Genomic DNA, 11,248 nt, shown 5'->3' on the forward strand with positions numbered 1-11,248 from the left:
TGTGACATCGCGAGCGGCCGATTCATTCCCACCTCAGTGGTCGCGATACGCCGAACGGATGCCGTCGAGCAGGACATCGGCCAACTCGGCGCGGCACATCAGGAAGTCGGGCAGGTACGGGTCGCGTCGGTTGTAGATCAGCGGGGAACCGTCCAGCCGCGTCGCGTGCAGCCCCGCGGCCCGCACCACGCCCGCGGGCGCGGCCGAATCCCACTCCCATTGCCCGCCTGCGTGCACATAGGCGTCGACGTCGCCGCGAACGACGGCCATCGCCTTCGCGCCCGCCGAACCGATCCGCACCATCTGAATGTCCATCCGGTCGCGCAGCCGCCACAGCACCGCGGGTGGTCGACTGGCGCTGGTCGTGATGCGGATGGGGCCCTCACGTCGCGGCGGTGGCGGGGTGACGGTGTCGGTGCGGTAGACCTCGCCGCGCGCGGGCAGCGCCACCGCGGCGTCGGTGATCCCGCCGCCATGCGGCCCATCGTTGCGCTGCCAGAGCGCGACGTGCACGGCCCAGTCGGTGCGCCCCGGCCAGGAGAACTCTCGCGTGCCGTCGACGGGGTCGACGATCCACACCCGGTCGGCGTGCACGCGAGACACGTCGTCGACGGCCTCCTCGGAGAGCACCGCGTCGTCGGGCCGGTCACGTTTGAGCCTTTCGAGGATCAGCTCGTTGGCCCGCATGTCACCCGCGTCGCCGAGGTCGTACGGATCGTCGAAGCCGACCTCCTCGCGGACCGCGAGCAACAGTTTTCCGGCATCGGCGGCCACGTCCGCGGCCAACTCCGCATCCGTCAGGCGCATCAGAACGCCGGCCACGGGATGGGTCGGCGTCGGTCCGGGGTCGGCATCACTGGATTTTCCAGTAGCGCAACGGTTCTGGCGTGCAACGCGGCCACCTCGCGACGGGTGATGTGCGCACACAACTGGTCGCCCAGCTCACCACGCAGTTGATCGCGCAGCCGGGCCACGGCCTCCAGGCTCTCGTCGTCGACGGGTTTGCCCGACCAGCCCCACAGCACAGTGCGCAGCTTGTCCTCGACGTGCAGGCTCACCCCGTGGTCGACGCCGTACACCTGACCGTCGACACCGCACAGAATGTGGCCGCCCTTGCGATCGGCGTTGTTGATCAGCACGTCGAACACGGCCATCCGGCGCAGCCTCACGTCATCGGCGTGCACCAACGTCACCTCGTCGCCTGCGTAGTCGTAGGCCTGCAGCACGGGCAGGAAGCCGGGCGGGATGTGGCCTGCAGGCAGCAGGTCGACGAGATCGGGTCCTGTCGAGGGTTCGTCGCCGACTTCGTCACCGGGTTGGTCGACCCACAGCTGCAGCATGCCGATGCCTGCGGGGCCGTCGCGAATGATGGTGTAGGGCACGATGTTCCAGCCAAGCGCAGCCGAGACGAGGTAGGCACTGCGCTCGCGGCCTGCCAGGGTGCCGTCAGGAAAGTCCCAGAGCGGCGCCTCGCCCTTGACCGGCTTGTACACGCAATGAGCTTGCAGCTCACCAAGATGCGCTTCGCAGAGAAAGGTGGCGTTGCTGGCTGAGCGGATTCGTCCGATGACCGTCAACTCGCCGCGCTGCAGCACCTCATCGTTACGCGTCGGCGTCATCGTCGGACCCGGCAAGAGCGCCGCGCCGATAGCCGTTGGTGCGCACGCAGATGTGCCCCTCCGGGTCGAGCGGCTCATCGCATAACGGGCACGGCGGGCGGCCGGCCGAGATGACGCGATTGGATCGCGCCGCGAACTGGCGCGCCGATTCGGGCGTCAGAAACACCCGTACCGCGTCGGGTCCCTCCTCGGCATCGTCAAGCACGACCGACGCGTCGAACTCGGTTTCGGACACCGCGAGCAGCTCGACGACCACCGTCTGGGCCTCCGAATCCCAGCCAAGCCCCATCGTCCCGACCCGGAACTCCGCGTCGACGGGCGTGATCAGTGGGCTCAGGTCTTCGATGTCGCCGGTATCGGGCGGGATGGGTGTGCCGAAGCGGCGGTTGATTTCCAGCAGCAGCGCGGCGATCCGTTCGGCGAGCACAGCGACCTGCTGCTTCTCCAGCACCACCGAGATCACGCGCTTGTCGTGTACGGCCTGAAGGTAGAAGGTCCGATTGCCCGGCTGCCCGACTGTCCCGGCGACGAAACGGTCGGGTGTGCGGAAGACGTGAATTGCGCGGGCCATGGCACCCTCCAAAATACCGGCATCACCTCATCAGCCGTAATTGCGCGCCCGGCCGTCGACCGTCAACCGGTCGAGCCGCCGACCACAGCGTCTTCCGGAGGCACCTCGCCGTCCTTGCTGTCGGCTTCCCCGTCGGCCTTCGGTGGCTTGGCTAGCAATCCGGCGGTGAGCGCAGCACCAGTGTGGTTGACGTGGATGACGAATGGACGCAACGGCGTGTAACGGATCACACTCATCGACGCCGGGTCGGCGGTGATGCGCTGGAAGCTGTCGAGATGCGTGCCGAGCGCGTCAGCCACCACCGACTTGATCACATCGCCGTGCGTACAGGCCACCCATAGCGCGTCGGCCTCGTGTAGCTCGGCCAGCCTGCGGTCGTGTTCACGGACGGCCGCGACGGCGCGCGCCTGCACGTGCGCCAGCCCCTCGCCTTCGGGGAAGACGGCCGCGCTCGGCTGCTGTTGCACCACCGCCCACAACGGCTCCTTGACCAGGTCACCGATCTTGCGGCCGGTCCAGCTGCCGTAATCCACCTCCGAGATCCGCTCGTCGACCACCGGGTCAAGCCCAAGCGCGGCGGCCAATGGTTCGACCGTGCGACGGCACCGCAGCAGCGGCGAGCGCACGATTGCGCGGATCGGCAGCCCGGCCAGCCGCTCGACGATCGCCTGTGCCTGCTCGAGGCCCTTGTCGTCGAGGTCGACGCCGTCACTGCGACCGGCCAAGGTATGTGCGGTGTTTGAGGTCGACCTGCCGTGCCGCAGCAGGATGACCGTCATGTCGCGGAGACTACCCCGGTGGCGAGCAGCGCGATGACGACGGCGCCGAGAACAAGGCGGTAGCCGACGAACCAGTACATGCTGTGGCGCACCAAGAACCGCAGGAACCACGCCACGGCCAGAAAGCCGATGACGAACGCGATCACGGTCGCGACAAGCAGTTGCGGGCCGCTGGCGCTCATCCCCTCGCCGACGGGATGAAAGGCGTCGGGCAGCGAGAACAGGCCCGAGGCGAACACGGCGGGAATGGCCAGCAGGAAGCCGAACCGCGCCGACAGTTCACGGTCGAGTCCGAGGAACAAGCCGGCGCTGATGGTCGCACCGGAGCGAGACACGCCGGGTACCAACGCCAAACACTGCGCCAAGCCGACGATGACGCTGTCCTTCCACGTCAGCTGTTCGGCATGGCGGGTCTGCCTTCCGACGTATTCGGCGATCGCAATGACGACGGAGAACACGATCAACGCGCTCGCGATCAGCCACAGATTCCTTGCGCCAGTACGGATTTCGTCCTTGAACAGCAGGCCGAGCACACCGATCGGAATGGTGCCGATGATGACATACCAACCCATCCAGTAGTCCAGGTTGCGGTGCGCCGCGACGAACAACCCGTTGAACCAGGCTTTGAGGATGCGGCCGATGTCGCGCGCGAAGTACAGCAGCACAGCGAGTTCCGTGCCGAGCTGGGTGACCGCGGTGAACGATGCACCCGCGTCGTCGTCGAAGAAGATGCGCGAGGCGATCGCCAAGTGCCCCGACGACGAAACAGGCAGGAATTCGGTCAGTCCCTGCAACACCGATAGAACGACAACTTGCAGCCACGACATCGCAGGCGCGTCAATCACGCCGACGACCGTACCGTGGGCCGGCTGTCAGCGCGCTGTGCGAGGCACCGGATGCGCGTCGGCAACCGCGTCGCGCACCGCGGCTGCCACGCTGCGCTCGTCGGTGAGATCGATGTCGGTCAGCTTGCGGCTGGCAGTCGCGACCACGTCCTCGGCCTGCGGAACCGGACCTACGATGCGCGGCCGGTAGATCTCCACCACGAGCACGTGCTTCTCGACGTGGAAAGAGAAGGGCCGTCCGTCCCCCACCCGGCCAAATCCACTGGCGTGCAGACCTGTGGTGATGTCCTCAATAGCAAACTGTTGGTTATCCAAATCCCTGTCTGCCGCGAGGGTCATGATCGAACCATACCTCCGCTTATGCCGCCGGGCGTGGCGGACGTGGCCATTTGTGGATGGCGGGCCTGCCTACACTTGCTCGTCAAACAAGATCGAATTCGCACTCCCGAGAGCTACCCCTTGCCGCGCCACTTAAACGCCCCAGTTCAGCTAATTCGCGCCGCCGCTGTTGTGCTGGCAACAGCGGGATTGGTCGGTTGCTCGGCGAACCACGCCGAGGCCCCACCGCCGACCATCGTGCCCGCGCAGGCCGCGCAGTCGCCGCCGGTCACCAGCGCGCCCGCGGGAGTGGTGCGGCCGCTTCCCGGCCTCGCCCAGGCCGCGGTGTTCGACCCCGCGACGGCGTCGTTGGCGGTGCTCAGCCCGCTTTTGGAGAGCCGATCGATGGTCACGGTCGTGCCGGCGTCCGGTCCATCGCGCTCGCTGACGCTGCCCGCCCCCGCGACGGCGCTGACCGGCGATAACGAGGGCACGGCGTATGCGTCGGCGCGCGGGGGCTACTTCCGGATCGACCTTCGCGCCGCCACGGCCGACCGGGTGGACATCGAGGGCCAGCAGAGCACCGATTTCACCGCGATCGCTCGGCGTGCCGACGGGAAGCTGGTGCTGGGTAGCGCAGACGGGGCCGTCTACACCCTGAGCTCGGATTCGAAGGTCGGCGCATCGCTGAAGATCTTCGCGAAGGTCGATGCTCTTGTTGCACAAGGCAATACGGCCGTGGTGTTGGACCGGGGCCAGACGTCGGTGACGACGGTTTCGGCCGACGGGAAGGATGCTGAGCACGCCCTGCGGGCCGGCGAGGGCGCAACGACGATGGCCGCCGATTCGGCGGGGCGGGTGCTGGTGGCCGACACCAGGGGTGACGAACTGCTGGTCTTCGGCATCGACCCGTTGATGCTGCGCCAGCGCTACCCGGTGCGCGACGCCCCGTACGGGCTGGCGGGGTCGAAGAAGCTGGCCTGGGTGTCGCAGACAGCGATCAACTCGGTGGTTGGCTACGATTTGGCTACCGGTATCCCCGTGGAGAAGGTGCGTTATCGAACCGTGCAGCAGCCCAACAGCCTGGCCTTCGACGAAGCGTCTGGCACCCTGTATGTGGTGTCTGGCTCTGGAGCGGGTGTACAGGTGATCGCAGGCGCCGCGGAGATCAAATGACTGCTATGCAGCACGGCCGCATGCCCCAGGGCTGGGACAACGACCTGTCCGACGAGTATGAGTGGATCCCGCTACGGCTGCCGCCGGACCTGACCAGAATCAGCGCTTCCACCCGACTGTCGATCGAGGCCGAGTATCGCGGCTGGGAGCTCACCCGGGTCCGGCTGTATACCGATGGCAGCAGGCGGGTGTTGCTGCGCCGCAAGAAGACCGCCGTCGACCGGATTCCGGACCAGCCCGCGCTGTGATGTACCGCGCGCTGCGGCGGGCGCTGTTCCTGGTGGCCCCCGAACGTATTCACACGTGGGTTTTTGCGTTCTTGCGCGCGGTGACCGCCGTCCTTCCGGTGCGCCGGCTGATGCAGCGATGGCTGGCGCCACACGACCCCGTACTGGCCAGCACTGTGTTCGGCGTGCGCTTTCCCGGCCCGGTGGGCCTGGCGGCCGGGTTCGACAAGGACGGCAGGGGGCTGCACACGTGGGGTGCCCTCGGCTTCGGCTATGCAGAGGTCGGCACCGTCACCGCGCAGGCCCAACCGGGCAACCCGCAGCCGCGGATGTTCCGGCTGGCCGACGACCGCGCGCTGCTCAATCGGATGGGTTTCAACAACCACGGGGCAGGTGAGCTGGCGCTGCGGTTGGCCCGCCGCACACCCGAGGTGCCGATCGGGGTCAACATCGGCAAGACCAAGGTCACGCCGCCAGAGGGCGCCGTCGCGGATTACGCCGAAAGTGCGCGCCTGGTAGCGCCTTTGGCGGCCTTCCTGGTGGTCAACGTCAGCTCTCCGAACACCCCGGGGCTGCGTGATCTGCAGGCGGTCTCATCGCTGCGGCCGATCCTCGCCGCGGTGAAGGCGGAGACGGCGAAGCCCGTGCTGGTCAAGATCGCGCCGGACCTGTCCGATGACGACGTCGACGAGATTGCCGATCTCGCAGTCGAATTGGGCCTGGCCGGCATTGTCGCGACCAACACGACGGTGTCGCGTGATGGGCTCGCGACACCCGGCGTCGATGAATTGGGTGCCGGTGGCATTTCTGGCCCGCCGGTCGCGCGGCGCTCAGCGGAGGTATTGCGGCGGCTGTACAAACGCGTCGGCGACAGGCTGGTGTTGATCAGCGTCGGCGGTATCGAGACTGCCGACGACGCGTGGGACCGCATCACGTCGGGCGCCACCCTGTTGCAGGGTTACACCGGCTTCATCTACGGAGGCGGGTTGTGGGCCAAGCACATTCACGATGGCCTCGCACGTCGCCTGCACGAAGGTGGGTTTGCATCGCTGGCCGATGCTGTCGGCTCAGCCGCGCGCTAGCTTGAGCCGCACCATCGGAAGCTCCAGATCCGGCGTATTCAACGCGGCGGCCATCGCTTCGTTCAGCGTGCGCCATGTCCGGGGGTGGCGTTCGGCGTAGCGCTCGACGGTTTTCTCGACCGCCTCGGGTGCCAGCGGCGTTGCCGTCGCGGGCACGTTGCGCCGCAGGCCGACGCTGACGCGCACCCGCGGGTTCGCGATGACGTTGCGATACCACTGCGCGGTCTCGCCGAACCCCGACACGATGACGTACTCGTCGGCGGCGGGGTGATCGACGACCTCGAGCACGGCGTAACGCCGCGCTCCGCTCTTGCGTCCCACATGCTCGAGAAGCAGCATGCGGCGCCCGAACAGAAAGCCGAGATGTGCCCGGTAGAGCCAGATCGGAGCGCGAACCAGCGCCCGAGTCTTGAGTAGTCGCCCGAGAAGCGCGCTACTTCTGCTCATATGTGCCGTGGATGACGGCGCGGGCGATCGCGTTCATGAACAGGTTGAAACCCAAGTAGGCCGGGCTGGCGTCGCCGTCGAGTTCGAGTTTCGGCACCTTCACGGCATGGACCGCGATGAAATACCGGTGCACACCGTGGCCCTGTGGCGGGGCGGCGCCGATGTAGCGCTTGAGGCCCGCGTCGTTGGCCAAAGTCAGTGCGTCGCCTGGCAATCCGCTGCCATCGCCCGCACCTGCGGGCAGATCCGTCACGGTCGCGGGCAGGTTGGCGACTGCCCAGTGCCAGAACCCCGATGCCGTGGGCGCGTCCGGGTCGTAGACGGTGACCGCGAAACTCTGTGTCTCCTCGGGGAATCCGGACCAGGAAAGCTGCGGCGAGATGTCGTCGCCGCCCGCACCCATGATGCCGCTCACCTGCTCGTTGGACAGCGCCTGCCCGTCGCTGAGCGATTCCGACGTCAATGTGAACGACGGCAGCTTCGGCAGAAACTCGTAGGGGTTGTAGTCAAATGCCATTGGTGATCCCTTTCTGACGATCAGCTGTGGATGAGGAAATGTTCGAGCACCTGGGTGCCGAACTTCAGTGCATCAACGGGTACCCGTTCGTCCACACCGTGGAACAGCGCGGTGAAGTCCAAATCCGGAGGAAGCTGCAGCGGCGCGAACCCGAAGCAGCGAATCCCCAAGCGCGCGAACGCCTTTGCATCGGTGCCTCCGGACAACATGTACGGCACGATGCGGGCGTCGGGATCGACGGACAGGATCGCACCGTTCATCGCGTCCACCAGGTCGCCGTCGAAAGTGGTTTCGTAAGACGGCAGCTCGGTGACCCACTCCCGCGTCACATCGGGTCCGATGATCTCGTCGACCTCACGCTCGAATGCGGCCTGGCGGCCGGGCAGGATGCGACAGTCGACCACTGACTCCGCGGTGGCAGGGATGACGTTGGCCTTGTACCCGGCCTTGAGCATCGTCGGGTTCGCGGTGTCGCGCAGGGTGGCGCCGACGACACGGGCGATCGGGCCCAGCTTGGCGATGGCACCCGCCAGGTCGGGCGAGTCGATGTCGAACTGGTAGCCCGTCTCCTCGGTGATCGCCTGCAAAAACTGCCCGACGGCATCGGTCATCACGAGCGGGAACTCGTGGCGGCCGAGCCTGGCGGTGGCCTCTGCGACCGCCGTGACCGCGTTGTGTTCGTGGATCATCGAGCCGTGGCCGGCGAAGCTGCGCGCGGTCAGCTTCATCCACATCATCGACTTCTCGGCGGTCTCGACCAGGTACAGCCGTCGTTCGCCGCCGTCCTTGCGCGGCACGGTCAGCGAGAACCCGCCGACCTCACCGACCGCCTCGGTGACGCCCTCGAACAGATCGGGGCGGTTGTCGACCAGCCACTGCGACCCGTACTTGCCGCCGGCCTCCTCGTCGGAGAGGAACGCGAAGACCAGATCGCGCGGCGGCACGATGCCCGCGCGTTTGAAGTGGCGGGCGATCGCGATCAGCATGCCGCACATGTCCTTCATGTCGACCGCGCCGCGGCCCCACACATAGCCGTCCTCGACGGCGCCGGAGAACGGGTGCACGCTCCAGTCCGACGCCTCGGCGGGCACCACGTCGAGGTGCCCGTGCAGCAGCAGGGCCCCGCGCTCCGGGTTGGCACCTTTGAGCGTGGCGAATACGTTGCCTCGACCCGGGCCACCTGCCTCGACGTATTCGGTCGTGTAGCCGACCTCTTCGAGCTGTTCGGCCACCCAGCGGGCGCATTCGGCCTCCCCCTTGGTGGTTTCGGGCTCGCCGGTGTTGGAGGTGTCGAAGCGGATGAGCGAGCTGACGAGGTCAACTACCTCGGCTTCGGCGGTGGGGGGAGGCGTCACAGTCACCATTCGTACCATTGCAGCGGCCGCTGGGTTTGGGTCCGGGCAGTCCGATCCGATAGCCTAAGCTGCCCACAAACTGGTCCGAGTGGCGGAATGGCAGACGCGCTAGCTTGAGGTGCTAGTGCCCTATTAACGGGCGTGGGGGTTCAAGTCCCCCCTCGGACACTCTTTGGCTACGGCGCCTCGGCGGCCAGCCACTCCTCGAAAGTCGTTGGCGCCAACTGCGCGTCGGCACCAGGCAGCAGCACCTCACCGGCCATCGACACGTCGAAAAGCCCGTTGCGCCACGTCGGAATCAGTCGGATGCTCTGGCCGCGGGCCTCGAGGGTGCGGCGGGCCATGTCCACCAGGTCCTGGGTGTCGGGTCCGGCGATATCGCGGTGGCGCCCCTGCGGCGTTCCGACGGCGACGCGCGCGAGGATGTCTGCGACGTCGGCGGGCGCGATCGGTTGGACGAGCAGCGGTGCGATCGGGGCAGCGCCGTCCTGCTCGGTCCATCCCGCGATCATCGCCGCGAAATCATGGAATTGCGTGGCAGGAACGATGGTCCACGGCACTGGGCCGGCCTGCACCGCGGCCTCCTGTGCCCGCTTGCCTGCGTAGTGTGCGTTGCCCGGCACCTTGTCGATGCCCACGATCGACAGCGCGACGTGATGGCTGACGCCGGCACGCTGCTCGGCGGCTTGCAGATTCTTGGTCGCGGTCGTGAAGAATCCGACGGTCTGCGACTCCTCGGTCGACTCGTTGCTGCTGACGTCGATCACCGCGCTCACTCCGGTAAGAGCGTCGTCCAGGCCCGCGCCGGTGATCACGTCCACGCCGCGACTGCGACTGATGGCAACCGTGTCGTGCCCTTCGCGTTCGAGGGCGGTGACGGTCAGGGTTCCGATACGGCCGGTGGCACCGACAACTGCAACGCGCATGTGAGCTCTCCCTCTTCGATCAGCAATTATGGACATTTAACATCCATAATAGAGGTGATATTCCGTAGCCTGGGACCATGAAGCTTCCCGAGGGCACGGAGTGGGTGCTGCATTGCGCCGCGTCGCTGGCGCAGCTGGCGGACGGCGACGCCGCCAGCACGGCCCAACTCGCCGCTCATTTCGGTCTGCCACCGGCATATTTGGCTAAACACTTGGCGTCGCTTGTCCGCGCAGGCGTGCTGACCGGCACGACCGGTCCGCGCGGCGGATTCCGGCTGGCGCGCCCGGCCGCCGAGATCACATTCCTCGACATCGTCGACGCTGTGGACGGCGGCGCCGATCCGTACCTCTGTCGCGAGATCCGCCAACAGGGCCGCGGCGCCCTACCCGCCGAGGAGTGCCAGGAGCCATGCATCCTGGCCACCACCATGCGGCGAGCACACGAGGCATGGCGAACCAGCCTGGCCGCGTGCACACTCGCCGACATCATCAACACACTGCCGCCCGAAACTCCTGACCGCACACGCCGCTTGTTGTCACGCGAAAGCGCTTGAGGCGGTTCACACTTCGTTGGGCATATTGGTCCAGCCCTTGCGGTCGGCGCGGGCGTACCAGCCCGAAGCCGCCAGCGTGCCGCCGTCCACCGGGATCGTCTGCCCCGTGACGAACCGCGCGTCATCGGAAGCCAGGAATTCCACGACGGCCGCATAGTCGTCCGGCGTGCCGAATCGGCCTGCCGGGATCCAGGTCCTGATCAGATCGGGGTGGCGACCGCGCAGCATGAGTTCCGCCGGCGTCTGCAGGGTGTCGGCGAGGTCGGGCGCGATCGCGTTGACCCGGATGCCGTGTTGCGCGACGTCGACGGCCAGGCTGCGGGTGAACGCCACCACGCCCGCGTTGAAGGCCGCATACGGAGCGGCGTAGGGAATGCCGCGAAACGCCTCCACGGTCGCGTTGTTGACGATCGCGCCGCGTTCCCGCTTGACCATCGCGGGCAACACGGCGTGACACATGCGAAGCACATGGAGCAGGTTCAACTCATAGAGTGTCTGCCACTGCTCTTCGGTGCTGTGCAGGAAATCGCGGGCTGCGGGTCGGAAGTCGCCGACGTTGTTCACCAGGATGTCGACACGCGAATCATCAACGCAGTGCCGTTTCGGTCACGTCATTGATGACGTCGGGGTCCCGGATGTCACCTACAACAGGTGTACACCGGCCGCCCGCTGTGGTGATCTCCTCACGGGTGGCCGCTGCCGCGTCGGCGTCGATGTCGTTGAGCACCACGTGCGCACCCGCGGCCGCCAGCCGTCTGCTGATGCCGCCGCCGATGCCCTGCGCGCCGCCGGTGACGATGGCGACCTGTCCCGTGAACCGCATCGGGACAGC

Annotated in this window: 16 protein-coding genes and 1 tRNA gene; 5 read left to right on the plus strand and 12 right to left on the minus strand. The window is 67.0% G+C overall.

Going from position 1 to position 11,248, the window contains the following annotated elements:
• Nucleotides 1-33: 33 nt before the first annotated feature.
• From GGC64_RS13660 to GGC64_RS13685, 6 genes are all read right to left on the minus strand, one after another.
• The gene (locus tag GGC64_RS13660) at nt 34-807 is read right to left on the minus strand and encodes a 3'(2'),5'-bisphosphate nucleotidase CysQ (protein ID WP_192723047.1); all 774 of its coding nucleotides are present in this window, start codon (nt 805-807) and stop codon (nt 34-36) included.
• The gene (locus GGC64_RS13665; protein ID WP_192723048.1) at nt 807-1,619 is read right to left on the minus strand and encodes an SCO1664 family protein; all 813 of its coding nucleotides are present in this window, start codon (nt 1,617-1,619) and stop codon (nt 807-809) included. Before GGC64_RS13665 ends, GGC64_RS13660 begins: the two co-directional genes overlap by 1 nt.
• On the minus strand, nt 1,603-2,190 hold the full coding sequence (locus tag GGC64_RS13670; protein ID WP_192723049.1) for a DUF3090 domain-containing protein: 588 nt from the start codon (nt 2,188-2,190) through the stop codon (nt 1,603-1,605). The genes GGC64_RS13665 and GGC64_RS13670 overlap by 17 nt, the downstream gene beginning before the upstream one ends.
• Before the next feature lie 62 nt (nt 2,191-2,252).
• A complete protein-coding gene (locus tag GGC64_RS13675) occupies nt 2,253-2,969 on the minus strand; it encodes a histidine phosphatase family protein (protein ID WP_192723050.1) in 717 nt (238 codons plus the stop codon).
• On the minus strand, nt 2,966-3,796 hold the full coding sequence (locus GGC64_RS13680) for an undecaprenyl-diphosphate phosphatase (RefSeq protein ID WP_192723871.1): 831 nt from the start codon (nt 3,794-3,796) through the stop codon (nt 2,966-2,968). The genes GGC64_RS13675 and GGC64_RS13680 overlap by 4 nt, the downstream gene beginning before the upstream one ends.
• Before the next feature lie 45 nt (nt 3,797-3,841).
• Nucleotides 3,842-4,153, minus strand: a complete 312-nt coding sequence (locus GGC64_RS13685; protein ID WP_192723051.1) for a hypothetical protein — start codon at nt 4,151-4,153, stop codon at nt 3,842-3,844.
• Between the two features lie 120 nt (nt 4,154-4,273).
• On the opposite strand from GGC64_RS13685, the gene GGC64_RS13690 reads away from it, so the two are divergent.
• The 3 genes from GGC64_RS13690 to GGC64_RS13700 are packed head-to-tail and all read left to right on the plus strand — an operon-like array spanning nt 4,274 to nt 6,617.
• Nucleotides 4,274-5,308, plus strand: coding sequence for a YncE family protein (locus GGC64_RS13690; RefSeq protein ID WP_370582084.1), 1,035 nt, complete (start codon nt 4,274-4,276; stop codon nt 5,306-5,308).
• Nucleotides 5,305-5,556 (plus strand): DUF5703 family protein, encoded by a 252-nt coding sequence (locus GGC64_RS13695; protein ID WP_192723053.1) that lies wholly within the window; start codon nt 5,305-5,307, stop codon nt 5,554-5,556. The genes GGC64_RS13690 and GGC64_RS13695 overlap by 4 nt, the downstream gene beginning before the upstream one ends.
• Nucleotides 5,556-6,617 (plus strand): quinone-dependent dihydroorotate dehydrogenase, encoded by a 1,062-nt coding sequence (locus tag GGC64_RS13700; RefSeq protein ID WP_192723872.1) that lies wholly within the window; start codon nt 5,556-5,558, stop codon nt 6,615-6,617. Before GGC64_RS13695 ends, GGC64_RS13700 begins: the two co-directional genes overlap by 1 nt.
• On the opposite strand, the gene GGC64_RS13705 is transcribed toward GGC64_RS13700, so the two are convergent.
• From GGC64_RS13705 to GGC64_RS13715, 3 genes are read right to left on the minus strand one after another with little or no spacing between them, the layout of a single operon-like run.
• Complete coding sequence (locus GGC64_RS13705) at nt 6,603-7,064, minus strand: nitroreductase family deazaflavin-dependent oxidoreductase (protein ID WP_192723054.1); 462 nt, start codon at nt 7,062-7,064, stop codon at nt 6,603-6,605. The two genes, GGC64_RS13700 and GGC64_RS13705, sit on opposite strands and share 15 nt — an antisense overlap.
• Nucleotides 7,051-7,581, minus strand: coding sequence for a YbhB/YbcL family Raf kinase inhibitor-like protein (locus GGC64_RS13710; RefSeq protein ID WP_192723055.1), 531 nt, complete (start codon nt 7,579-7,581; stop codon nt 7,051-7,053). Before GGC64_RS13710 ends, GGC64_RS13705 begins: the two co-directional genes overlap by 14 nt.
• 20 nt (nt 7,582-7,601) lie before the next feature.
• A complete protein-coding gene (locus tag GGC64_RS13715; protein ID WP_192723056.1) occupies nt 7,602-8,945 on the minus strand; it encodes a M20/M25/M40 family metallo-hydrolase in 1,344 nt (447 codons plus the stop codon).
• Nucleotides 8,946-9,018: 73 nt separating this feature from the next.
• Between GGC64_RS13715 and GGC64_RS13720 the strand changes: the two genes are divergently transcribed.
• Nucleotides 9,019-9,104: transfer RNA gene (locus GGC64_RS13720), tRNA-Leu, on the plus strand.
• Between the two features lie 8 nt (nt 9,105-9,112).
• On the opposite strand, the gene GGC64_RS13725 is transcribed toward GGC64_RS13720, so the two are convergent.
• A complete protein-coding gene (locus GGC64_RS13725) occupies nt 9,113-9,862 on the minus strand; it encodes an SDR family oxidoreductase (RefSeq protein WP_192723057.1) in 750 nt (249 codons plus the stop codon).
• A gap of 77 nt (nt 9,863-9,939) precedes the next feature.
• Between GGC64_RS13725 and GGC64_RS13730 the strand changes: the two genes are divergently transcribed.
• On the plus strand, nt 9,940-10,416 hold the full coding sequence (locus GGC64_RS13730; RefSeq protein WP_192723058.1) for an Rrf2 family transcriptional regulator: 477 nt from the start codon (nt 9,940-9,942) through the stop codon (nt 10,414-10,416).
• A 6-nt stretch (nt 10,417-10,422) separates the two neighbouring features.
• On the opposite strand, the gene GGC64_RS35035 is transcribed toward GGC64_RS13730, so the two are convergent.
• Both GGC64_RS35035 and GGC64_RS35040 read right to left on the minus strand, forming a co-directional pair.
• Complete coding sequence (locus GGC64_RS35035) at nt 10,423-10,980, minus strand: SDR family NAD(P)-dependent oxidoreductase (protein ID WP_370582085.1); 558 nt, start codon at nt 10,978-10,980, stop codon at nt 10,423-10,425.
• Nucleotides 10,981-11,002: 22 nt separating this feature from the next.
• Complete coding sequence (locus GGC64_RS35040; RefSeq protein WP_255528881.1) at nt 11,003-11,239, minus strand: SDR family NAD(P)-dependent oxidoreductase; 237 nt, start codon at nt 11,237-11,239, stop codon at nt 11,003-11,005.
• Nucleotides 11,240-11,248 lie beyond the last annotated feature (9 nt).

Origin of the sequence: Mycobacterium sp. OAS707, from assembly GCF_014873705.1 — a bacterium.
Taxonomy (GTDB): domain Bacteria; phylum Actinomycetota; class Actinomycetes; order Mycobacteriales; family Mycobacteriaceae; genus Mycobacterium.

Bases quoted from the DNA above. Each gene is read 5' to 3' on its own strand.
- GGC64_RS13695 (WP_192723053.1), top strand. From the start codon at position 5,305: ATGACTGCTATGCAGCACGGCCGCATGCCCCAGGGCTGGGACAACGAC.
- GGC64_RS13675 (WP_192723050.1), bottom strand. From the start codon at position 2,969: ATGACGGTCATCCTGCTGCGGCACGGCAGGTCGACCTCAAACACCGCA.
- GGC64_RS13710 (WP_192723055.1), bottom strand. From the start codon at position 7,581: ATGGCATTTGACTACAACCCCTACGAGTTTCTGCCGAAGCTGCCGTCG.
- GGC64_RS13665 (WP_192723048.1), bottom strand. From the start codon at position 1,619: ATGACGCCGACGCGTAACGATGAGGTGCTGCAGCGCGGCGAGTTGACG.
- GGC64_RS13700 (WP_192723872.1), top strand. From the start codon at position 5,556: ATGTACCGCGCGCTGCGGCGGGCGCTGTTCCTGGTGGCCCCCGAACGT.
- GGC64_RS13660 (WP_192723047.1), bottom strand. From the start codon at position 807: ATGCGCCTGACGGATGCGGAGTTGGCCGCGGACGTGGCCGCCGATGCC.
- GGC64_RS13715 (WP_192723056.1), bottom strand. From the start codon at position 8,945: ATGGTGACTGTGACGCCTCCCCCCACCGCCGAAGCCGAGGTAGTTGAC.
- GGC64_RS13670 (WP_192723049.1), bottom strand. From the start codon at position 2,190: ATGGCCCGCGCAATTCACGTCTTCCGCACACCCGACCGTTTCGTCGCC.
- GGC64_RS13705 (WP_192723054.1), bottom strand. From the start codon at position 7,064: ATGAGCAGAAGTAGCGCGCTTCTCGGGCGACTACTCAAGACTCGGGCG.
- GGC64_RS13680 (WP_192723871.1), bottom strand. From the start codon at position 3,796: ATGTCGTGGCTGCAAGTTGTCGTTCTATCGGTGTTGCAGGGACTGACC.
- GGC64_RS13730 (WP_192723058.1), top strand. From the start codon at position 9,940: ATGAAGCTTCCCGAGGGCACGGAGTGGGTGCTGCATTGCGCCGCGTCG.
- GGC64_RS13725 (WP_192723057.1), bottom strand. From the start codon at position 9,862: ATGCGCGTTGCAGTTGTCGGTGCCACCGGCCGTATCGGAACCCTGACC.
- GGC64_RS35040 (WP_255528881.1), bottom strand. From the start codon at position 11,239: ATGCGGTTCACGGGACAGGTCGCCATCGTCACCGGCGGCGCGCAGGGC.
- GGC64_RS13685 (WP_192723051.1), bottom strand. From the start codon at position 4,153: ATGACCCTCGCGGCAGACAGGGATTTGGATAACCAACAGTTTGCTATT.